The following is a 22,454-nucleotide window of genomic DNA, read 5'->3' as shown; positions in this document are numbered from 1 at the left end:
CATGAAACATTTATTCCAGGCTGGATTTGATTTGAATGCGCCGGTGCTCGTCCTGTTCCACGGAACGGGCGGCACCGAGCGGGATCTGCTGTCGCTGGCAAGGCTCGTTTCCCCGACTTCTTCGGTGCTGAGCGTAAGAGGCAATGTGCTTGAGAATGGCATGGCGCGATTTTTCCGCCGTCTGGCAGAGGGTGTGTTTGATGAAGAGGACCTCGTATTCCGCACGCAGGAGCTGCATGATTTTCTGAATTGGGCAGCGGCTGAATATGGGCTGGATCGAAGCAATTTCGTTGCTGTGGGCTACTCTAACGGGGCGAACATCGCAGGGAGTTTGCTCTTCCATCATGCGGGCTCGCTCAGAGGCGCAATCCTTCATCATCCAATGGTGCCGCGCCGTGGCGTGAAGCTGCCTGATCTGCCCGGCGTGCCCGTCTTCATCGGGGCAGGTGAGAACGATCCGATCTGCTCGCCGCAGGAGACGGAGGAGCTGCAGCAGCTGCTAAGCGACGCGGGAGCGGAGGTTGAGGTCCATTGGGAGCGGACAGGGCATCAGCTGTCGAGAACCGAGGCCGATGCGGCGGCGGCGTGGTTTGAACGGAATTTTGCGTGATGATCACATGGAATAGAACGGAGGGCTGAACGCATGATTGCTATCGATCCTTCTCAACAGAGCGATAAGGACAATTATAAGCTGCTCATCGGAAGCATCATTCCGAGGCCGATCGCATTCGTAACGACGTTGTCGCAGGAGGGCGTGATGAACGCGGCGCCCTTTAGCTTCTTTACCATCGTGACGGTGAATCCGCCGATGATCGCGATTTCCGTCCAGCGTAAGCAGGGCGAGCGTAAAGATACGGCGCGCAATGCAATTGCGACAGGCGAGCTGGTCGTACACATTGCGTCCGAATCCTACGTGGAACAGCTGAATGCGACCGCAGCGAGTTTGCCGCCGGATGAGAGCGAAGTGGCGCTGGCAGGGCTGACCCCCATTGCGAGCGACCGCGTTGCCGTACCGGGGATCGCCGAGGCGAGCATCCGCATGGAATGCGTGCTTGAACGGGCAATCCCGCTCGGCGGCACCGCTGAGCAGCCTGCGGCGGACCTGCTGATTGCGCGGATTGTGCAGTTTCACGTTGCGGAGTCGCTGTACGAGAACGGACGGATCGATCCGCACGGTCTGCGGCCGGTGAGCAGGCTCGCAGGCAATGATTATGCGAAGTTGGGCGAGCTGTTTACGGTGGAGCGGCCGGTGTGAGCGAACGAAGGCGCGAGGAGCTGAGTTGAGCGTGTTGGTTGAGTGAATAGGGCAGAAAAATCTGCCCTATTGGCGCGTGAGCGCGCAAGCCGAGTGAATAGGGCAGAAAAATCTGCCCTATTGGCGCATGAGCGCGCAAGCCGAGTGAATAGGGCAGAAAAATCTGCCCTATTGGCGCATGAGCGCGTAAGCCGAGTGAATAGGGCAGAAAAATCTGCCCTATTGGCGCGTGAGCGCGCAAGCCGAGTGAATAGGGCAGAAAAATCTGCCCTATTTGGCGCATGAGCGCGTAAGCCGAGTGAATAGGGCAGAAAAATCTGCCCTATTGGCGCGCGAGCGTGCAAACCTCGCTACTAATCAAGCGGGCACGCTGTACATCCGTAGCTCTCCATCCCCCGTCACGACAAGCGCGTTCAGCTGATGCCCATAAGCGCAGCCCCCATCGATGCCGATCTTGTCTGCACCGAACCAAATGTCGGGTTTGCCGTGGATATCTATCGTTTTCGTATGACCGAACACGACGGGCTTGCTGAGGCCTGTCGGCTGCGAGATGAATGGCTCTTTCACATACAGGAATTCCCGTAGCGGCTGGTTTTGCCAATCGCTCACGTAATCGGGATGGATGCCAGCATGCACATAAATATACGATTCATCCTCTAAGTAGTGAGGCATCGACTCGATAAAATCCAGATGATGCGGGAACTCGGCAGGAATTCGCTCCTGCAGTTCCCGAAGCATCTCAGTTTCCGTCCGTTGCTCCCGCGGTCCGATATAGCTCTCGTACGTCGCTTGGCCGCCATGCTTGAAAAACTTCGCGATAGCTTCTGGATCGCCATTTACAATTTCGATCAATCGCTGGTCATGGTTGCCTCGAATGGCTGTAGCGGCGCCGTCACGAACGAGCGAGATGGCGAAGTCGATCGCCTCGCGGCTTTGCGGGCCGTGATCGATCAGATCGCCGAGCAGGATCAAGTGATCGCGGCGGGGCTGAAACTGAACCAGATGCAATAAGGCTTCCAATTGCGTAAGGCATCCATGAACGTCGCTGATGATAATGGTTCTTTCCATTGAAATCCCTTCCTCCAGGAATGAATGGATAGCGTGTATCGAGCAAGTATAGCTGGATAAGACAGGGAGTTCAAGGATTTAGCTCATGCGCAAACGTAAAAACCACTAGCCTAGCGGGCTGTGGTTTTTATGCGTTATGCACCCATTTTCCGCGTATAGGTCAAGCCTGCTGCAGCTCCTCTGCTTCGGCATTGTGGCGCTCGGGGCAGTTCGACCGCGCATATCGGGCTAACAGCGCGATAATGCCAATTGCTAGTGCAACCCCGATCGCGCCCATCCACATTACGGCCCGCAAGGACACGGACCCGACCACAATGCCGCCGATGCCTGCGCCAGCCGCCATGGCGAGCTGCATGACGGAGCTGTTGAGGCTGAGCATAATGCTGGCTGATTCTGGCGCTAAGGTGACGAGGTTGTATTGCTGCGTTGGCCCTGAGGACCATGCGGCGAACGACCACAGCATTAAGGCTGCGAACACGATGATCGGCGAGTGAATGGCTGTCGACAGCAGCAGCAATGCAATGACATGCAGGACCATGCCAGATACGAGCGTTCGCTGCACGCCCCAACGATCGGTACCGTAGCCGCCGAGCTTGGAGCCGATGAGACTGGCGATGCCGAATGCAAGCAGGGCAGCGCTGAGGGTTTGTTCATTCATGCCGGTGACATCCAGCAGGAACGGAGAAATATAGGTGTAAGCGATTGAGTATCCTGCCAGCCAGAAGAAGCTGATGGCTAGGGCGAGTATGATTGTACGGCTCCGAAGGATGGCGAGCTGCTGGCGAAGTGGGATGGGCGCGGCGTTTTGCGTATGAGGGATCGTTGCCCAGAGCACGATGATTGCGACAAGGCCAAGCAGGACAATGCCGGCGAAAATGATTTTCCAATCAAAATGAGCAGCGACGATGCGACCGATCGGAACGCCGATGATGAGGGACGCGGTGAAGCCCATAATAACAGTGGCAATGGCGCTGCCTTGCTTGTTCTGCGGCGCAATGGAAGAAGCGACGGTGAGCGCGGTCACGACGACAATGCCAGCGCCGAGCGCCATAATAATCCGTGCAACTAGAAACAGCGTGAATCCCGGGAGGGCAAAAACGAGCCCGTTCGCTAAGACGAATAAACCAAGCCCGCTAAGCAGCAGCTTGCGGCGGTCCCATCGGGCGGTAAGCGCAATGAGCAGCGGCGTGCCAAACGCATAGACGATCGAGAAAACGGTAATGAGCTGACCGGCGGCGACGAGCGAGATCGAAAGGCTTGCCGCTATTTGATCGAGAATCCCTGCAATCACATATTCAGACGTGCCGACTAGGAAGCTGATTAGCGTAAGAATGTAGATTTTCCATGTGGAGGACATTGGCGAAATCTCCTTTATGGTCAACTATCTATATAAATTCGATATTTCCGGTAATATCGAAATATGAACTAAAATTTTTTAGCTGATCAAATAAGCAGCGAATTTTTGAACGGTTTCTCTATTTAGGCTGTAGTAAATGAAGGTTCCTTGCTTCTGGGGAGTGAGTAGCTGGCATTCGACAAGCTGCTTCAAGTGATGGGACAGGGTAGAGAGCGGAATGGATTCCAACCGCTTCTCAAGCTCCGCAGGACAGAGATCCCCCTCTGTTGTTAGAAGCTGAACGATGCGATAGCGCGTCTGTTCGCCTAATGCGCGATGAACTTTAATGGCGTGTGCTTGCATTTGGGCTGCGTCCATGGTCTTCACCTTTATTTCTAATATTTTCGAAATTAATTTACCATAGCCAATTACAGAAGTAAAGTGGCAGACAAGGGCATTCTCGATTTCCGTCAAAAGATTGAGCATCGCGAGGAATGATGGTATGTTTGTGCTATATATGACCGTTATTACACAGGCAAAGGGGAGCTTTCATTGCGTGGCGTCTTTCATGGCAAGCTTAACGAGTTAGTTGCAAACATTGGGAACAGCTACCGGGATTACCCGATAAATAGTTCGATCGATCCTACGCTGCTGCCAAACCGGAATCGTATCATTGAGGTTATTCACTTAATGCGCGAGCTGCTGTTCCCGGGCTATTTTGGCAAGCAAAATATGCACGAGGCGACAATGAATTACCAAATCGGGGAGACGCTCATTAAAATCCATGAGATCTTGTCCGATCAAGTTTGCCGCGTCCTGCGTTATGAGAATGACCATCAGGATGCAGCGTTCCAAGAGCAGGTGAAGGATCGGACAGAGACGATCGTTACCGAGTTTCTTAGCAGGGTCCCGGCGCTGCGCGCGGTGCTGGCAACGGATGTACAGGCCGCTTATGATGGCGATCCTGCAGCGAGCAATACGAGCGAAATCATTTTCTCCTACCCGGGGCTGTTCGCGGTGGGCATTTATCGTGCGGCGCATGAGCTCCATTCCTTGTCCGTCCCGCTAATCCCTCGGATCATGACGGAGTACGCGCATAACCTGACGGGAATTGATATCCATGCAGGCGCCAAGATCGGCCATTCCTTCTTTATTGACCACGGCACAGGCGTCGTAATCGGCGAGACAACCGTCATCGGCAATCGGGTGAAAATCTATCACGGCGTGACGCTGGGCGCTTTATCGACGCGCGGCGGACAAGCGCTGAATGGCGTTAAGCGCCATCCAACGCTGGAGGATGATGTTACGGTCTATTCCGGCGCTTCGATTCTCGGAGGAGAAACCGTCATTGGCAAGGGCGTCATCATCGGCAGCAATGTGTTTATCTCGAAGTCGGTGCCGGAAGGAGCCCGCGTCACGGTTAAAAATCCGGAGCTGATTATTCGAGGCCGTGCGCCGCAGGAGTTCAGGCAAGAGGAGAACGTGGATTGGAGCATTTGATCCCGTTCATAAGCTAGTCCATGCAAAAGTAAGCCGCAATCAGGGGCGTTAACGGTTCATCGTTAACTGCCTCTATCTTGCGGCTTTTTTTGTAGGCTACCCGTTGTTACGGGCGATGAACAACCCCGACTCCGTACTGATATCGAAGGCGCCTTCATCGTCCAACCGGCTTTGCAGGAAGGCGCTGAAAGATTCCACAAGCTCAGGCGGAAGCGCCACAGCCCCTTCGATTAAGCCGTTGACCGAAAGCAAGTAGCGCACGATTGCTTCCGGGTCTGTTACGTGCAGGGTGTTGGCGTACAATCGGGTTTCGATTTGCTTGAAAACCTGCCCGAGCTGTTCGGCTCCGTTATCGAGCGAGAACCGCTCGGAAACGGTACCCAGCGCTGCCTCATAATTAGAACCGGAACGGAAGTCGCGCATGAGCGACTTGACCTCACGCATGTTGCCGTTCCCGATCGTCGATGCGCATAGAATGCCGCCGGGCCGCAGGACGCGAGCGATTTCACGAAGCGCCTGCTGGCGGTCTTCGATGTGATAAAGCATATGGTTGGCGATAATGAGATCGAATGAGTCATCAGGGTAGGGGATATGCGAAGCGTCCATTTGCTCATAGCGGAATGGATGATTGACTGCCGCAAGAGCAGCTTTCGTACCTTCGAGCATTCCTTCGGAGAAGTCAGAAAGCGTGACCTGCCAGCCGGCGGGAATACGATCCGCATTCGCCAGCCATAGCAGCCCTGTGCCGCAGCCAAGCTCCAGCACATCTGCTTGCTCCGGCGCTTCGATTTGATCCCGCACCCACCGGGGCCACGGATAAGCGTTCGTACTAAACCTCGCGTGAAGCTCAACTCTAGCATTGAATTTGCCTGTATTCGCATACTGCGTCGCATCAGACATGAACGAACACTCCCGTCGCTAATTTGGCTTTGCCTAGCATCCTATAAGGCTATCAATTTTAGTAATTATTTGTATGATTTTCTTACTCTAGCATGCTTTGATTTGATAAGCAAACGGCTTAGATTTATGGTGGAAAATTATATTATTTTACCGAACTGAAGCTGCCTAAACGGATGTGAAGGGAACGGATAGATGAGAAAAGGGTATGGATAAGAAAAGCGTAGGAAGCTTTCCTGCGCTTTTTTGTGCCGAAATTTCGTGAGGGATGGAGTGTTTCTGTTTCCATTATAAGGATGGAAATGAGAGGGGGAACGTTCTGTGATTGGATCTAATGAACGACAGCTAACGGACCGAGCGGGCGTTAATTAACACGAATACGCGAAGCTTTGCGGCTAACGGACTCAGGGGGCACTATTTGTGCGAAACTTGGCCTGAACGAGGCATTTTAGGGTGAATAGCGGCTACTGGGTCCGTTACGATTTTTAAACGACCTATTTTCGGCAAATAGCGTCATTCCGGTCCGTTACACAGCTGTTTAACTCGCATCAGTACGCTGCAAGCCACTATTCTTTGATTTTTTTATATGCCTTTAGAACTATACACTAAACCTCCCTCTCGGTTCTACCGATATAGGTCTTATTACATATGTATTGGAGAGAGATTAATGAAAAAACATTTAGCTGCTTGTTTGGCAATAGCGCTCTTGTCTTCGGGACTTCATCTTTCCGAATCAACGGCTGCTGGCGCCGCTTCAGCTCCAGCGGGTTCTTTTAGTGATATTGCTGACGTACCGAAGAATGTTCAGCAATCCATTATAGAATCAGCGCGGCAAGGGCTGCTGCTGGGGACGCCTACGGGCGAGTTTCACCCGCATGCGGCATTGACGCGAGCGGAGCTGGCGGTTGTCATTCAACGGGCGCTGCAGCTTCCTCAAGCTGGCGTTAAAGGAAGTTTCTCCGATGTGATTCCGGGCAGTTGGGCAGAGCATGCGATCGAGGCGGTACGCGCTGCCGGCATTATGACGGGAGACAAAGAGGGGTGCTTTCGTCCCGCAAGTCTGATTACGCGTGAAGAGCTGGCGGTTGTGCTGGAGCGCGCTTCTGAATCGGCACTGGTCCAATCGGAAGCAGCTGCTGCCGAGGTGACGGACTGGGAAGCCGTCAGGGAATGGGCTCGTCCTTATGTGTTGACTTCTCTTAGCCAGGGCGTAATGACGGCCGAAGGGGGTGCGTTCCATCCGAAAGGTACGATTAGCAGGCAGGAAGCTGCGGAAATGCTGCTCCAGACCTTTTTTCCAACCGCCCGTCCAAGCCAACTGGGCAAAGTGGAGGAGAACCGGGTCTGGATAAACGGAGTGCAGTACCAGCTTTCCGATAAGGTTAAAGGCGTGCTGTCTCCTTCAAATGCGGAAGTGCTGAAGGGGTCTACGCTGACCTTTAGTGCAAATGGTCGAAAGCTTGAACGCATCACATCGCTTCAGCTGCATGCCAGTGGACAAGCTGCAGGCAAGGATGCAGGTGAATTCACTGGAAATTTAACGCTGGATGGCCATGGTTCCGTTCTGGAAGGCAATTTGACGCTGGATGGCGACTATCTTACGGTCTGCAATTTGACCGTTTCCGGTAATTTTAAGATATCCTCCAAGCTGGAAAACGATTTTTTTGCCCATCAGCTAACGGTGCTTGGTCGCACTGAAGTGCAGGGCGGCGATGACAACACGGTTGTGTTCGAGGATTCCAAGCTTGGAACTGTCGATGTGGACAAGACCGGCGTGCGCGTTGAAGCGACGGGCAGCACCACGATCGCGCAGATGACGGTCTCATCGGATGCCCTCCTGTTTAGTGGCAGCGACGCGAAGGTGGAGAAGGTTGAACTGGCGGATGGCGTCACCGAGCTTAAGATTGTAGGCTCTATAGAGAACCTTGTGATTACGGGCTCGCAGTCGATCAAGCTGAATATTGCCAGTGGAACGATCGGTACCATTTCCGTACAGTCTACGGCGTCTGTTCAGCTGACTAATGGGGGAACCGTCAACAAGCTTGAGGTGTTGGATGCGAAGGCGCATGTTGAAATCGGCCAAGGAAATGGAATTCCTTCTATTACTTATGGAACGGGTGTTCCAACTTCGACCGTTACGTATTCTGTGACCTCGGGGAGCGCATCTAGCCAAGGGTCTGCGACGTCTAATATGCCGCCGACCGCCTCCAACATTGAAGATAAAGAATTGACGCTTGGCGACGGGCCGCTTGTACTGATGCTGGATTCTCTCATCAGCGATCCCGACGGGGACAGCTTAAGCTATGAGGTGCTTTCTTCCCGTGTTCGGGTCGCGAGGATTACGATGAACGGCAGCCAGCTGACGTTGACGCCTCTCACTGCAGGGACAACGACGATTACGATCCAAGCGGACGATGGACGAGGCGGCTTACTGACAAAGTCGTTTGTACTTACCATCAAACCTGTGAACCACAAACCGACCGTGATCCAAGCGCCAAGCGCGCAGACGCTCACAGTAGGAGGAAGCGACTTTACGCTGGACGTGGCCAATGTATTTAGCGACAGCGACGGAGATGCGCTGACCTTCACGGTGTCGTCATCGGACGCGGGCACGGCTTTGGCCAGCGTAAGCGGCACGCAGCTGACGGTGCATGGCGCAGCTGCGGGAACAGCGACCATAACGCTGACGGCGACGGATACGCATGGAGCGGCGGAGGACGCGGTGTTTACGGTCACCGTCAATGCGGCGCCGAGCAGTTCGAACCACAAACCGACGGTGATCCAAGCGCCAAGCGCGCAGACGCTCACAGTAGGAGGAAGCGACTTTACGCTGGATGCAGCGAATGTATTTAGCGATAGCGATGGAGATGCGCTGACCTTCACGGCGGCATCATCGGACGCGGGCACGGCTTTGGCCAGCGTAAGCGGCACGCAGCTGACGGTGCATGGCGCGGCTGCGGGAACGGCGACCATAACGCTGACGGCGACGGATACGCATGGAGCGGCGGAGGACGCGGTGTTTACGGTCACCGTCAATGCGGCGCCGAGCAGTCCGAACCACAAACCAACGGTGATCCAAGCGCCAAGCGCGCAGACGCTCACAGTAGGGGGAAGCGACTTTACGCTGGACGTGGCCAATGTATTTAGCGACAGCGACGGGGATGCGCTGACCTTCACGGCGTCGTCATCGGACGCGGGCACGGCTTTGGCCAGCGTAAGCGGCACGCAGCTGACGGTGCATGGCGCAGCTGCGGGAACGGCGAACATAACGCTGACGGCGACGGATACGCATGGAGCGGCGGAGGACGCGGTGTTTACGGTCACCGTCAATGCCGCGCCGAGCAATGCGAATCACAACCCGGACGTTGTCGCCTCGATTCCGCTTCAAGTGCTGACAATCGGCATTACGGCGACGCGAACCTACGATTTGAGCAACTTGTTCAGCGATCCGGAAGGAGATGTCATGACGTTCTCCGCAGTCAGCAGTTCTTCCGAGGGCGCTGATGTATCGGTTTCGGGCAGCATGCTTACGGTTACGCCGGGTACTGGAGCTGCAAGCGCAGTCGTAACCGTTACGGCGGACGACGGCAGAGGAGGCACGGCTTCCTATGATTTCAATGTGCGTTCAGCTCCGCTTGTCACGAATGGTTCAGTTGTCATTCGAACGAAGCGGGGAATCAAAGATCCAATCGTGTATGATCTGCGTGCGCTATTCCCTAACGAGACGTCCTTTACGATATACAAAGGGAACGCAGATGCTACGCTATCAGGGCCGACGATCTTTAACGGAACAGCCATAACCGTCCAAGACACTGCGAATCTGACCTGGGTTGTAGGAGCCGATGGAAAAGCTGCGGTCATTCAACTGATTGAGGAGGCACAGGGGCCGCTAGGCATGTACTTCTCCGAGTACATGGATGGAGGCAATGGGAGAAGTGCCATTGAACTGTACTTTAATGGGGACGGAGACCCCTCCCATAAGGCGGAAGGCTATACACTGGAAGTGCACAGGTTCAATAAACAGAGCAACAGCGTGGTGATTGATACGCAATCGGTGTTCAGCACTTATCCCAACATGCCGTATATCGTGATTAATTCGACCTTCTATGATTTCTTTGATCTAACGAACGCGATGTATTACAACGAAGAGGCGAATCTGTACAATCCAACCGCGTATAATGTCGTCGCGCTTGTGCTGAAGAAAAACGGGCAGGTCGTGGATGTGATCGGAGATCCTAGCTCCCATGATCAGCTGCTGCCTGCAGGCGGAACGATCGTTAGGAAGTCGGGCATCTATTCCGGTTCGTCTACGTTTTCTCTATACGGTGAATGGAATATTTACCCGATCGGATCTTATCAGTTTATAGGGAACCATATGCCATAAAAGTAAACATGTTATTCTTGGCTGCGCATCCTAGCGCATAATAAAAAACGGCTGCATGCTGGTTCGCGAATCGAACCCGCATGCAGCCGTTTGTCGTTCTAATAACTTAAACCTATGGCAAAATATTGCCCGCCGCGCGGTAAATCTCGTACCACTCTTCGCGCGTCAGCACTATGTGATACTTAGGTCCAATTTATCATTTATACATAGGAAATGTCTTACTTGCAACCTCCCGACTAATTGCTAAATATCCGAATTTCACATTCATATGGAAATCTTACCTCCTTATCCAATCTAATAATTATGCAAATTATGTCGAAATAATAGGTCTTGTTCCTGAAAAAAAAGAGTGCTAAGATTTTGAAGTAGTAAAATACAAAAAAAGTAAAAAAAGGAGAATGTGTACTGTGATTAAGAAAAGCTTTAAAACGGTTGTCCTTAGTAGTTTATCGTTATTGGTTGTTTTGTCGCTGAACACGGGATTTACATCGGCAAAAGATGGGAAACACGCTCGTTATGAAATTACTAAGAAAAATGGTGTTGAATTACTCCATGACAGTGTAGCCAATGTAGATTATACCCAAGCCTTTATGTCCGACGGAACTCCAATATCTCTTGAGTCGTACAAAGAAATATTAGAAAACTCAAATTCTAATAACTTACCAACTATTGAAGATGGTAATCAAGCAATCGCTCCAGCGGACTCAAATATCGGAATCCAGCCAATGAGTATGACTTCAGTATATTTCTATACTGAAACCCAACATTGGTCAGCAGTTCAGACTCCGCGAATTGCATCAGATATTGTAGATTGTAGAAATTCCGCGCAAAACTGTGCGATCACAGCTAACCTCGGAATTACTTCAACCGAATCTTGGTCGGCAAACATTACTGCACAGGCTGAAAAGAGTGCAATAAAAGGTAGTTCTAGCTTTTCTTATACATGGAGTACTGCGGAGACTAGCCAAATTGGATATACGCTCTATGTTGCAAAAGGGAAAAAGGGACACCTTACGTTTGCGCCAATCTATGATTTCTCTAAAGGAGATTTGGTAATTGGCTACTATGCAGATATTGTAGGCTATGTACCTGTCGAAACGAAAAACGGAATATGGGGAGCAACACCAGAAAAATTCTCTGTAGGAAATCAACACTTCACTTATGGCGTATGGGCTTTGGCTATTGATGCATAAAATGTAATTATATTTTATTGTCTAGTACTTTCATATATACTTGAAAAGAGTTAAACTCGTATAATCGTTTAACTCTTTTCGATAATATAAGGGGGGTTAATCATGAACAGATCCATTTATCAATTTGTCATATTCATACTTGGTATTGAATTAATTGTACTAGGAACACTCGAGAAAATTATTATCTACGGCGTAAAAGCTAATAATATAGGAGATTCATATCAATTATTTATTCAAGCGGTTCCATCTCGAATATGGAATATCACGAACTACACAATCGCAGGTGGCGTGCTTCTTAGCGTAATAGGCGCGTTATGGTTTGTTGTAGGATTAATTAAGGAATCACGGAATGCAGGCTAAACATGATTCTTAACTAAGTAAATTTTGTCGGAATAGCTTCTACATATAATATCTGGGGATTATCGCTTGAGAAGTTACTCCGAATTATTCACCATCAAATGAATAAAGAAGATAAGTATTCTTGTCCGAAATTGGATAAAGATGCCTGCCATATTTATAAGACTGCTCTAAATGTGACCTAGCGGTACAGATTGAAGCATTAAGAAGGTGCTTGTTCAAAAGATCAATTGATCTTTTGAACAAGCACCTTCTGTCTATCTACCTACGGAATTTTCTATGGCAAAATATTGCCCGCCGCGCGGTAAATCTCGTACCACTCTTCGCGCGTCAGCGTAATTTCGCTTGCTTTGAAGCAGTCTTGCAGGCGTTCCAGGTTCATCGTGCCGACGACCGGCTGCATGCGCGCCGGATGGCGAAGAATCCAAGCAATAGCGATCGTCGTGCTGCTTACCTCGTATTTTGCCGCCACTTTATCGATTGCCGCATTCAGCTCCGGGAACTTGTCGCTGCCAAGGAATACGCCCTCGAAGAAGCCGTATTGGAACGGCGACCATGGCTGAATCGTCATGTCATGCAGGCGGCAGTAGTCCAAAATGCTTCCGTCGCGGTTCACAGCCGAATCATTGGCCATGTTCACGTTGACGCCGTTGGCGATCATGTGCGCGTTCGTGATGCTCAGTTGAAGTTGGTTCGCTACAAGCGGCTGCTTCACGAATTTTTTCAGCAATTCGATTTGCATCGGATTTTGGTTGGATACGCCGAAATGGCGAACCTTGCCCGAGCTTTCCAGCAGGTCGAACGCTTCGGCTACTTCTTCCGGCTCCACGAGCGCATCCGGACGGTGCAGCAGCAGAACGTCGAGGTAGTCCGTATTCAATCGCTGCAAAATGCCGTCAACGGAGTTGAGGATATGCTCCTTGGAGAAGTCGAACGTGCCTTGGCGAATGCCGCATTTGGACTGGAGAATGATTTGTTCGCGAACGGAATCGTTCATGTGAATCGCTTTGGAGAAAATCGTTTCGCACTCGCCGCCGCCGTAAATATCAGCATGCTCGAAGAAGTTCGCGCCTGCTTCGATCGCAGTTTGGACGAAGCGCTCCGCCCCTGTCTGGTCCAGCGATTGCATCCGCATGCATCCTACAGCGACTACAGGAACCTCTAGCGCGCTAGTTCCGAGCTTGATCGTTCTCATCAATTTGTATCCTCCTCGCAGGCTGTGCCTGTACGTATGTATGTCGATAATGGCGTGTAAACGCTGCCTGTTTTATTGTGGCACAATTACAACGTTGTTTTCAAGTGAGCCAATCGTTATGCGCCAGATAACTATCTAAAAAATGCACCGTATGAATGGAAATATGACTTCTATAAATCTATCTTTCCGTCCTCTACCATTATAGGGAATGCATTCTCATTTACTGGAGGAATACGATGGTTGAACTGTAAATGGGGGGATACTGACACATTTGGCGCGAGAATGCTTCATCCATTCATTGAAGGAGGTAGTTGAAGTGCATCAATTGAAAGTGAACAGCTTCAGAAGCATGAATCGCATGATTGCGATTACGCTCAGTATGGCATTGCTGGTCAGCTTGATGTCCCTTGTGGGTGCGGCCCCGGCCCACGCAGCAGCTTCCCAGCTGTTGTCGCTTCGTAAACCGGTGCTGGCATCTTCCACAGAAGGCGCCAATATGACAGAACGGGCGGTAGACGGCAACATTAGCTCGCGTTGGGCGAGCGTATGGCAGATGGACCCGCAGTGGATCTATGTCGATCTGGGCTCCGTCGCGAATATCAATCGCGTATATCTGAGCTGGGAAGGCGCATATGCCAAAGCATATAAAGTCCAAGTGTCCAATGACGCGAACACATGGACGGACATCTATTCGACGACAACGGGAACTGGCGGCATCAACGATTTGACGAACCTGTCGGGTTCAGGCCGCTATGTGCGGGTGCTGTGCCAACAGCGCGCATTGGCGGACTTCGGATTCTCCTTATATGAGTTCCAAGTATATGGCGAATTCACGACGCCACAGCCTCCGGCGCCTACGAACATTGCGATCAACAAGCCGACAAATGCTTCGACGTGGGAAGTGCCTACGTGGTCGACGGATCCGGGAATCGTGAATGCTTCCAAAGCATTCGATGGCGACTACACGACGCGTTGGTCTTCCGAGTCATGGGACCCGCAATGGATCAGCGTGGACCTCGGCAGCGTGCATACGATTGGTACGGTCATCCTGAACTGGGAATCGGCTTACGGCAAATCGTATGACATTGAAGTGTCCAATGACGGCACCAACTGGACGACGGTATACCGCCAGCTCTATGGCCAAGGCGGCGTAGAGACGATCAAGATCAAGGCTGACGGGCGTTATGTCCGCTTGTCCGGCTTCGCAAGAGGCACGGGCTTCGGCTACTCGCTGTACGAGATGGAAGTCTATGATTTCGTGAATGGCGATCCGATTCCACCGGTGCAAATTCCGGCTAAACCGGTTCCGCAAATCGTAAGCGTTGGCGCAGGCAGCTACAAAACCAACGATATTACGACGACTTCACCAACTTATCCAACTTACAAAACAGCGAATGTTACGGGTCCGCTGCCTTCCGGCGGCTGGTGGCAATCGATTCTGATCAAACGCCTGAGTGACGGCATCGTCGCGCTGCCATTCCGTACGCAGTACACGGACCAAGGCCTCAGCGTTATGAACCCGGGTGCAGGCTATGTGTCGGCAGACGGCAAAACGATGAGCACGGCAGGCGCGCCTGACTTCTACCTGATGGCCAGCAACATCAACCCGATGACGATGTCGTCCAAGGTTGACGGCTATGGCGACTACTCGGTAAGAGCCGTGCTTAGCGATGACAACACGTTCAAAATGAAGACGACGATCGTGAAGGGCTCGCCTTACCTGTTCAACGAGTTCTCGGATCCATCCTCGCCATTCCTCGTGCTGAACGGCACGTCGACTCGCTTCTTCGATGACAGCAACAACACGCTGCTCGCAGCAGAGGGCTCGACTGTAACGGCTGACCACATCGGCGTGGAAATCGCGAACGTCGACACGGGCGGCAACAACAAAGTAAGATCGTACGGCTTGTTTGCTCCGGCTGGCACGGTGTTCAAGAAGGTTAACGGCAAGCTGACGATCCAATTGGGCAGCGGCGAAAACTACTTGTCCATCGGCACACTGCCTGCTAACAGCAATCTGAACTACTACTACCAGCATGGTTACGCGTTCGTGACGGACACGAAAGCAAGCTATAACGTAGAAGACGCAACAAGCAACGTTTCGACGACGTACCAGTCGACGGTTCAACTGAAGCGCAGCGGCTTCTCGTCCGATTCCTTGATGGCGCTCCTGCCTAACCAATGGAAGACGATTACGTCCGCAACGTCCCTGACGGCACTGACGTATCCATCGATCCGCGGCACGATGAAAGTGCATGAAGGCAATACGTTCTTCGTTCAGAACAAATTTGAGGGCATTATTCCGCAATTCGCTGAGCCAACAGGCTCCGCAGGCTACAATCGCGCTGAAGTAATCAGCTACCTGAACAACACAAACACGATGCTTGAGAACAACTACATGTGGGATGACCCGTACTGGGAAGGCAAAAACCTGCATCCGCTCGCGCAAGCGGTGCTGATTGCAGACCAATTGGGAGAGACGGCAATTCGGGACAAGTCCTTGTCGATTCTCAAAAATATCCTCACCAACTGGTACACGTACAGCGGCGGATGGCCGAACGACTATCCATTCTACCTGTACTACTCGCCTGAGTGGGGCGCTATGCAAGGCGACGGCGGCGACCACGGCATGGCGAAGTGGATGTCCGACCATCACTATGTATGGAGCTACTACATCTATGCATCTGCAGTACTCGCAACGTACGACAAAGACTTCCTGAACAACTACGGCGGCATGGTCGAGCACCTGATCCGTGACGTAGGCAACCCGTCGCGCACGGATTCGATGTATCCGTTCATGCGCGCTTTCGATCCGTATGAGGGCGTTTCATGGGCAGGCGGCTATGGCGATAACTATGACGGCAACAACCAAGAAGCAACGTCCGAAGCGCTGTTCGCTTACGCAGGCGAATATCTGTGGGGCGTTGTAACGGATAACAAAGCTTACCGCGATGCAGGCATGTGGGTATATGCGGTTGAAACGAATTCGGTTCTTCAATACTGGTTCAACTATGACCAGGACAACTGGCTGCCAGGCTTCAATCATGGCGTAGTTGCACAGGTTTACGGCAGCAAAAACTACTACGGCACTTATTTCGCGGCTGACGCGAACAATATGTACGGCATCCAATGGCTGCCGACCGCTCCTTACATGACGTACTTCGGCGTGCGCCCAGACGCAGCTGCAAGAGCGTACACGGCGTTCAAGCAAGATAAGGGCGGCAACGAAACGGGCTGGTACCATATCATTTGGCCATTCCAAGCGTTGAGCGATCCGCAAGGCGCATTGGCGAAATGGGATCCAACGAAAATCGCGAACGACGATAACAACGGCAAGAAAGAATGGCCGAACACGTACTGGTTCCTCCATGCAATGGATGCATTCGGTACGCGTACGACCGATATCTATTCGTCCAACTGGACGACGTACCAAATGTTCAAGAAGAACGGCACGTACACGGCAAACATTTGGAACCCGACGAGCACGACGCAATACGTTGTATTCCGCAATGCTGCTGGCAGCATCGTAGGTACGGTAACCGTGCCTCCGCTGAAAACGGTAGCGGCTAACCCAGTGAACGGCGTTCAACCGCCAGCACCGAACGGTCAAGTCGCAGCACCGACGTTCAGCGTAGCAAGCGGCTCGTACAGCGCTGCACAATCGGTAGCGATTTCCACGACGACGGCAGGCGCAACGATTCGTTACACGACGGACGGCTCCGAGCCGAATGCTTCTTCCGCGAAATACTTGGCGCCGATTACTGTGTCGCAGAACACGACAATCAAAGCTAAAGCATTCAAGGATCTGATGAATGACTCGGCTACGTCGACTGCGACGTACACGATCAACGTGGCAAGCCAAGTGGCGCAGCCTGTGATCTCTCCTGCAACGGGCACGTACACTGGCGCGCAGAGCGTAACGATTACGGACGCAACGGCAGGCGCAACAATCCGTTATACGACGGACGGCTCTACGCCAACGGCAACGACGGGAACGGTTTATGCAGGTGCGTTCACGGTTTCGGCAACGACGACGGTGAAGGCAATTGCAGTGAAATCCGGCATGACAGACTCCACATTAGCAACATCCGTCATTACGATTGGCGCGACGAACGTAAACCGTGCGCTGAACAAAACAGCTACGGCGTACACGGCGCAAGGCGGCAACACGGCTGCAGCAGCATTTGACGGCGACGTGAATACGCGTTGGGAATCGGCTGCTAGCGATCCGCAATGGATTACGGTAGACCTTGGCGGAACGTACAGCGTTACGGGCGTCAAGCTCAATTGGGAAACGGCAGCGGGCAAGGATTACAAAATCCAAGTGTCCAGCGACAATGCGACATGGACGGATGCTTATACGAAAACAGGTGGAACAGGCGGAATTGAGAACATCACGTTCACGGCGCCAGTAACCGGCAAATATGTACGCATGCTTGGCACGGCAAGAACGACGAACTACGGCTTCTCGTTATGGGAGTTCGAGGTTTACGGCTCGCCAGCAACGTCAACGCAGGTAGATACGCCTGTCATTACGCCTGCAACGGGCACGTACACAGGAACGCAAAATGTATCGATCAGCACGGCAACGGCAGGCGCATCGATCCGTTACACGACGGATGGCTCGAACCCAACGGCAACGACGGGTACGGTCTATGCAGGCGCATTCCCGGTAACGGCGACTACGACGGTGAAGGCAATTGCGTTCAAATCGGGCGCCACGGATTCCGCAGTTGCAACATCGGTCATTACGATCGGCGGCGCGGTTTCCAATATCGCATTGAACAAAACGGCTACGGCATTGACGGCGCAAGGCGGCAATACAGCGGCTGCGGCAATCGATGGCAACGTTAATACGCGTTGGGAATCGGCTGGCCAAGACCCGCAGTGGATTACGATTGACCTGGGCGCTACGTACACCATTACAGGCGTGAAGCTCAATTGGGAAACGGCAGCGGGCAAGGATTACAAAATCCAAGTATCCAACGATAATGCAACCTGGACGGATGCATACACGAAAACAAACGGAACAGGCGGCGTAGAAAACATTACGTTCGCAACGCCAGCAAGCGGCAAATTCATTCGCATGTACGGCACGGCTCGCACGACGGGCTACGGCTACTCGCTGTGGGAGTTTGAAGTATACGGCTCAGGCGGTTCCGGCGGCACTGGCGGCGGCACGCCGACGAACAAAGCGCTGAACAAAACGGCAACCGCCTTCTCCCAAGTAGGTGGCAACACAGCGGCAGCGGCTTTCGACGGCAATGCGAATACGCGTTGGGAATCCAACAATAGCGATCCGCAATGGATTCAAGTTGACCTTGGCGCAAGCTACTCGCTTACGGGCGTTAAGCTGAACTGGGAAACGGCTGCGGGCAAAGACTACAAGATTCAAGTGTCCAGCGACAACGCGACGTGGGTGGATGCTTATACGAAAACAAACGGAACGGGCGGCGTAGAAAACATTACGTTCAGCTCCCCGGTCAACGGCAGATACGTTCGCATGTACGGCACGGCACGTACGACAGGCTATGGCTACTCCTTGTGGGAGTTCGAAGTGTTAGGCTCTTAATGTAGAGTGAAGTAGGAAAAGTGGCAGCCCCCGACCAATGGTCGGGGGCTACTATGTGTATGCGTCCTGACCAGAAGGCAGCTTATCGCTGCCGTTTGTTAGCATTTGACGAGTTTGATTACCGATAGGTACAATAGGTAAAGTTAACGTTAACGTATCGTGTCTAGGGGGCAAATGGGAATGGAAGGCGTCGGCTTGGTTTTAGAAGGCGGCGGCATGCGCGGCGTGTACACGGCAGGCGTGCTGGACTATTTTTCGGAACAACATATCTATTTTCCTTATACGGTAGGGGTATCCGCTGGCGCTTGCATGGCCGCGAGTTATATATCGAGACAGTTGGGACGGAATCAAGAAATTAATAAGACGTGGGTCAAAGACTGGCGGTATCTTTCATGGCGCAACATGTGGAAGAGCCGTCAATTGTTTGGCATGGATTTTATATTCGATGAGATTCCGAACGTGCTCGTTCCTTTTGACAATCAAGCGTTTATGGATAGCCCGGAGCAATTCGTCGTAGGCACAACAGATATCCGTACGGGCAAGACGATTTATCATAATAAGACAGACCCGGGCTTTGACCTGTGGAAGGTGCTGCGAGCGTCAAGCTCGCTGCCGTTCATCGCGCCGATTGTGGAGTACGAGGGTAAAGCGCTGCTCGACGGGGGGATATCGGACCCCATTCCACTGCGTCAGGCAGAGGGGGATGGCTACAAGCGCAATATCGTCGTGCTGACCCGGAATAGCGAGTATCGCAAAGGGCGCAACCGGTTCGGCTGGTTCGTGCGGCGTGCGTACGGCAAGTTCCCGGAATTCGTGAAGATATTGCTGCACCGGCACAAAATTTACAATGATACGCTTGCCTATATCGACGATCAGGAGCGCAAGGGCAACATTTTCGTCATTCGTCCGCAGCGCCCGCTGGAGGTCGGAAGGATGGAGCGTAATCCGAGGAAGCTCGAAGCGCTGCATCGGCAAGGCTACGAGGACGCGAAGCAGCTGCTGGCGTCCATCAAGACGTGGGTGGCGCGAACGCGGTAACGTGCGCGGAGGTGTACATACGGGAAAGGCGGTGCAGAGTGGATGCTGCACCGCCTTTTTTTGTGTGGACGGCGAGCAAGCGTCAGAGCTGAACTTGATTTGGTAACGATACCAGACTAGCGTTGAATTCGATCCTTCTTTTAGAGTAAAATCGAGCCATAGCCCATGTTATCGGACGGATTTGGAGGACTTGACGTGAAAAGCAAAATAACGATTAGCGAAATCGCTCAAAAAAGCGGCGTATCCGTCTCAACCGTATCGCGCGTGCTGAACAACAGCCCGTCGGTATCCCCGAAGAAGCGGGAGAAAATCCAGCGGATCATCGACGAATATAACTATACGCCGAGCGTGTTTGCCAGAGGGATGGTGAACCATACGACGCGCAATATTGCCGTTATTTTACCGGATATTACGAATCCTTATTTCGCTTCGCTGTTCCAGCAGGTCGAGCGTTTCGCACTGCAGCATCAATACGCGACGCTCATGTTTAACACGATGTTCGTGCGAGGGGAGCAGCGCCCGGCAGAGGAGCTGACGGAAGCGGATTATTATAAAATAGCGCTCGAAAAGCAAGTGGACGGCGTACTTATTCTCGGCGGCAGCATGGATAAGGAGGACATTCCGGACGAATTCCTGAAGGCGTTGAATCAGATGCACCGCCAAGTGCCTGTCGTTATCGTTGGCAGCCGCGTCGATGGATGCGATTGCCTGTTCGTCGAACGCAATTTGAAGCAGGGCGTTACGGCGATTGTTCATCATTTTGTCGCGCTGAATCATGAACGCATCGGGTTTATCGGGGGAGAGCCGGGCATCCGGGTTACCTCGGCCCGCGTTGAAGCGTTCCAGCAGGCGCTGTCTGCATTAGGAAAGCGAGTGGACCCGCGGCATGTGGTGCTGTCCGACTATTATGCGCAAGATGGATATAGCGCGATGAACCAGTTGCTCGACATGGCGGGGGACGCGGATTCCAACTCGCAGCTCCCGACCGCTGTCGTTGCCATTAACGATATGGTCGCACTCGGCGCTATTCGCGCGATGAAGGATAGAGGGCTTCAATGCCCGGAGCATATGGCGATTGCCAGCTGCGATCAGTTCCCATCGGGCGAATACAGCGTCCCGAGGCTGACTTCCTTGGATCAGCATAATGAATATTTGGGGCGAATGGCGGTGCTGCAGCTCATAAGCGCAATTAATGGCTCGGAGGAAGAGATCAGCATCAACCATACGCCGGAGCTGATGATTCGGGAATCGTGCGGCGCATGAGCTCCGTCGGCGGCATAGCGTATCGGCAATAACCAAATCGTCAAACAGCCCACAGGATGGTTCCGGTTCAGGAGTTCCCTCTCTGCTCATATAGTGAAAGAAACGAGTCGAGGCGGGGATGCGATGAAGGCAGACAGCAAAGAGGGGGCCGGGGAGAGCAGCAAGCTCCGGGCACTGACCCATTTTTTGAAGCCGGAAGGTCCGTTTAATATGTTCATCCGATTTATAAGCCCGAATCCGAGGACGCCCACGGTTCCGCAATCGAAAGCGCCCGCGATTAGCGGATCGGCGTTCATCAGCCCGTTCGTGAGCATTATCGGCGATGTGACGGTCCGCGATAATGTATTTATTGCGCCATGCGTCAGCATACGTGCCGACGAGGGATCGCCGTTCTATATCGGGGATGGCTCGAATATTCAAGATGGCGTTGTGCTGCATGGCTTGAAGGATGAACAGGTTACGGTGAACGGGCGCTCGTATTCGATCTACATCGGCAATGGCGTCACCTGCGCGCATGGTGCACTCGTGCATGGCCCTTGCGCTATAGGAGACAATGTGTTTGTCGGGTTTCAGGCGCTTGTGTTCGATGCGGAGGTTGGAAGCGGTGCATTTGTTTCTAATCAAGCGGTTGTCACGAGCGGCGTGCGCATTCGCGAGAATCGGTTCGTCCCGCCGGGTGCAATGATTGATACACAGGCCAAAGCGGACCGATTGAACGAGGTTCCTACGGATCAGAAGCAATTCGTTAAGGGCGTGCAGCGCGTCAATCAAGCTTTTCCTGCGAGCTATAACATGCTGTTCGGCAGCAAGCGATGCAGCTGCGGCTTGGCGAAGAATCATTAGTCTTGTGATCGGATTCATAGTTGCATATATGCAAAAAAGCAGAGCGATTTCGGCTCTGCTTTTTTTGGTTGCGCTGGGCGGCTGCGCCCCGGCGCGAATAGGGCACAAAAATGTGCTCTATCGGCGCAGCCGCCGCGCTTCGGCGCGAATAGGGCAGAAAAATGTGCCCTATCGGAGCAGCGGCTGCGCCTCGGCGCGAATAGGGCAGAAAAATGTGCCCTATCGGCGCAGCCGCCGCGCCCCGGCGCGAATAGGGCACAAAAATCTGCCCTATCGGCGCAGCCGCCGCGCCCCGGGGCGAATAGGGCACAAAAATGTGCCCTATCGGCGCAGCCGCCGCGCCCCGGCGCGAATAGGGCACAAAAATCTGCCCTATCGGAGCAGCCGGATGATGTAAAGTTGTTTGTGTACCAACATTTGGAGCCTTAACAGGCAGCAAAAAAGTAGGGTATTCTCGGGGTTACCACACGCACCAAGAAGGAGCCCTACTCGATGACTAATATACCCGAAAATTCTTTCAACAATCTACTTGAAAATGCTGTAACTAAACTGG

The 22,454-nt window shown here is 52.7% G+C and carries 15 protein-coding genes; 10 read left to right on the top strand and 5 right to left on the bottom strand.

The window, feature by feature from the left end:
- Position 1: 1 nt before the first annotated feature.
- Positions 2 to 610, top strand: coding sequence for an alpha/beta hydrolase (locus tag PAECUDRAFT_RS17635; RefSeq protein ID WP_199558769.1), 609 nt, complete (start codon positions 2 to 4; stop codon positions 608 to 610).
- 33 nt (positions 611 to 643) lie between these two features.
- Positions 644 to 1,255: a flavin reductase family protein gene (locus PAECUDRAFT_RS17630; RefSeq protein WP_006039490.1), complete on the top strand. Its 612-nt coding sequence runs from the start codon at positions 644 to 646 to the stop codon at positions 1,253 to 1,255.
- A gap of 357 nt (positions 1,256 to 1,612) precedes the next feature.
- Here the strand turns inward: PAECUDRAFT_RS17630 and PAECUDRAFT_RS17625 are convergent, their stop codons facing one another.
- The 3 genes from PAECUDRAFT_RS17625 to PAECUDRAFT_RS17615 all read right to left on the bottom strand — a co-directional run bounded on the left by PAECUDRAFT_RS17625 (position 1,613) and on the right by PAECUDRAFT_RS17615 (position 4,037).
- Positions 1,613 to 2,323, bottom strand: a complete 711-nt coding sequence (locus PAECUDRAFT_RS17625) for a metallophosphoesterase family protein (protein WP_006039489.1) — start codon at positions 2,321 to 2,323, stop codon at positions 1,613 to 1,615.
- A gap of 160 nt (positions 2,324 to 2,483) precedes the next feature.
- Entirely contained in the window at positions 2,484 to 3,680 is a 1,197-nt protein-coding gene (locus tag PAECUDRAFT_RS17620; protein WP_006039488.1) for an MFS transporter, read from the bottom strand.
- 78 nt (positions 3,681 to 3,758) lie between these two features.
- A complete protein-coding gene (locus PAECUDRAFT_RS17615; RefSeq protein WP_006039487.1) occupies positions 3,759 to 4,037 on the bottom strand; it encodes an ArsR/SmtB family transcription factor in 279 nt (92 codons plus the stop codon).
- 174 nt (positions 4,038 to 4,211) lie between these two features.
- Between PAECUDRAFT_RS17615 and PAECUDRAFT_RS17610 the strand changes: the two genes are divergently transcribed.
- A complete protein-coding gene (locus PAECUDRAFT_RS17610; RefSeq protein WP_006039486.1) occupies positions 4,212 to 5,159 on the top strand; it encodes a serine O-acetyltransferase in 948 nt (315 codons plus the stop codon).
- Positions 5,160 to 5,255: 96 nt separating this feature from the next.
- Here the strand turns inward: PAECUDRAFT_RS17610 and PAECUDRAFT_RS17605 are convergent, their stop codons facing one another.
- Complete coding sequence (locus tag PAECUDRAFT_RS17605; RefSeq protein WP_006039485.1) at positions 5,256 to 6,059, bottom strand: class I SAM-dependent methyltransferase; 804 nt, start codon at positions 6,057 to 6,059, stop codon at positions 5,256 to 5,258.
- Between the two features lie 664 nt (positions 6,060 to 6,723).
- Here PAECUDRAFT_RS17605 and PAECUDRAFT_RS17600 point away from each other — a divergent pair.
- From PAECUDRAFT_RS17600 to PAECUDRAFT_RS17590, 3 genes are all read left to right on the top strand, one after another.
- Entirely contained in the window at positions 6,724 to 10,440 is a 3,717-nt protein-coding gene (locus PAECUDRAFT_RS17600) for an S-layer homology domain-containing protein (RefSeq protein ID WP_006039484.1), read from the top strand.
- 407 nt (positions 10,441 to 10,847) lie between these two features.
- On the top strand, positions 10,848 to 11,633 hold the full coding sequence (locus PAECUDRAFT_RS17595) for a DUF6060 domain-containing protein (protein ID WP_006039483.1): 786 nt from the start codon (positions 10,848 to 10,850) through the stop codon (positions 11,631 to 11,633).
- A 102-nt stretch (positions 11,634 to 11,735) separates the two neighbouring features.
- Positions 11,736 to 11,993 (top strand): hypothetical protein, encoded by a 258-nt coding sequence (locus PAECUDRAFT_RS17590; protein ID WP_006039482.1) that lies wholly within the window; start codon positions 11,736 to 11,738, stop codon positions 11,991 to 11,993.
- Positions 11,994 to 12,267: 274 nt separating this feature from the next.
- Here PAECUDRAFT_RS17590 and PAECUDRAFT_RS17585 read toward each other — a convergent pair whose 3' ends face one another.
- Entirely contained in the window at positions 12,268 to 13,185 is a 918-nt protein-coding gene (locus tag PAECUDRAFT_RS17585) for an aldo/keto reductase (RefSeq protein ID WP_006039481.1), read from the bottom strand.
- A gap of 316 nt (positions 13,186 to 13,501) precedes the next feature.
- Between PAECUDRAFT_RS17585 and PAECUDRAFT_RS26445 the strand changes: the two genes are divergently transcribed.
- The 4 genes from PAECUDRAFT_RS26445 (at position 13,502) to PAECUDRAFT_RS17565 (ending at position 21,901) form a co-directional block, all read left to right on the top strand.
- Positions 13,502 to 18,757: a galactose-binding domain-containing protein gene (locus PAECUDRAFT_RS26445; RefSeq protein WP_006039480.1), complete on the top strand. Its 5,256-nt coding sequence runs from the start codon at positions 13,502 to 13,504 to the stop codon at positions 18,755 to 18,757.
- 180 nt (positions 18,758 to 18,937) lie between these two features.
- Entirely contained in the window at positions 18,938 to 19,795 is an 858-nt protein-coding gene (locus tag PAECUDRAFT_RS17575) for a patatin-like phospholipase family protein (RefSeq protein ID WP_006039479.1), read from the top strand.
- Positions 19,796 to 19,960: 165 nt separating this feature from the next.
- The gene (locus tag PAECUDRAFT_RS17570) at positions 19,961 to 21,058 is read left to right on the top strand and encodes a LacI family DNA-binding transcriptional regulator (RefSeq protein WP_050794389.1); all 1,098 of its coding nucleotides are present in this window, start codon (positions 19,961 to 19,963) and stop codon (positions 21,056 to 21,058) included.
- 123 nt (positions 21,059 to 21,181) lie between these two features.
- Positions 21,182 to 21,901, top strand: a complete 720-nt coding sequence (locus PAECUDRAFT_RS17565; RefSeq protein WP_006039477.1) for an LbetaH domain-containing protein — start codon at positions 21,182 to 21,184, stop codon at positions 21,899 to 21,901.
- The last annotated feature ends 553 nt before the right edge of the window (positions 21,902 to 22,454 follow it).

It is taken from the genome of Paenibacillus curdlanolyticus YK9, from assembly GCF_000179615.1.
GTDB lineage: Bacteria > Bacillota > Bacilli > Paenibacillales > Paenibacillaceae > Paenibacillus_T > Paenibacillus_T curdlanolyticus.
The sequence above is the reverse complement of the archived record's forward strand: the minus strand, read 5'-3'. Positions and strand labels throughout refer to the sequence as shown.

Bases quoted from the DNA above. Each gene is read 5' to 3' on its own strand.
- PAECUDRAFT_RS17575 (WP_006039479.1), top strand. From the start codon at position 18,938: ATGGAAGGCGTCGGCTTGGTTTTAGAAGGCGGCGGCATGCGCGGCGTG.
- PAECUDRAFT_RS17605 (WP_006039485.1), bottom strand. From the start codon at position 6,059: ATGTCTGATGCGACGCAGTATGCGAATACAGGCAAATTCAATGCTAGA.
- PAECUDRAFT_RS17570 (WP_050794389.1), top strand. From the start codon at position 19,961: ATGTTATCGGACGGATTTGGAGGACTTGACGTGAAAAGCAAAATAACG.
- PAECUDRAFT_RS17590 (WP_006039482.1), top strand. From the start codon at position 11,736: ATGAACAGATCCATTTATCAATTTGTCATATTCATACTTGGTATTGAA.
- PAECUDRAFT_RS17615 (WP_006039487.1), bottom strand. From the start codon at position 4,037: ATGGACGCAGCCCAAATGCAAGCACACGCCATTAAAGTTCATCGCGCA.
- PAECUDRAFT_RS17565 (WP_006039477.1), top strand. From the start codon at position 21,182: ATGAAGGCAGACAGCAAAGAGGGGGCCGGGGAGAGCAGCAAGCTCCGG.
- PAECUDRAFT_RS17630 (WP_006039490.1), top strand. From the start codon at position 644: ATGATTGCTATCGATCCTTCTCAACAGAGCGATAAGGACAATTATAAG.
- PAECUDRAFT_RS17620 (WP_006039488.1), bottom strand. From the start codon at position 3,680: ATGTCCTCCACATGGAAAATCTACATTCTTACGCTAATCAGCTTCCTA.
- PAECUDRAFT_RS17635 (WP_199558769.1), top strand. From the start codon at position 2: ATGAAACATTTATTCCAGGCTGGATTTGATTTGAATGCGCCGGTGCTC.
- PAECUDRAFT_RS17585 (WP_006039481.1), bottom strand. From the start codon at position 13,185: ATGAGAACGATCAAGCTCGGAACTAGCGCGCTAGAGGTTCCTGTAGTC.
- PAECUDRAFT_RS17625 (WP_006039489.1), bottom strand. From the start codon at position 2,323: ATGGAAAGAACCATTATCATCAGCGACGTTCATGGATGCCTTACGCAA.
- PAECUDRAFT_RS17600 (WP_006039484.1), top strand. From the start codon at position 6,724: ATGAAAAAACATTTAGCTGCTTGTTTGGCAATAGCGCTCTTGTCTTCG.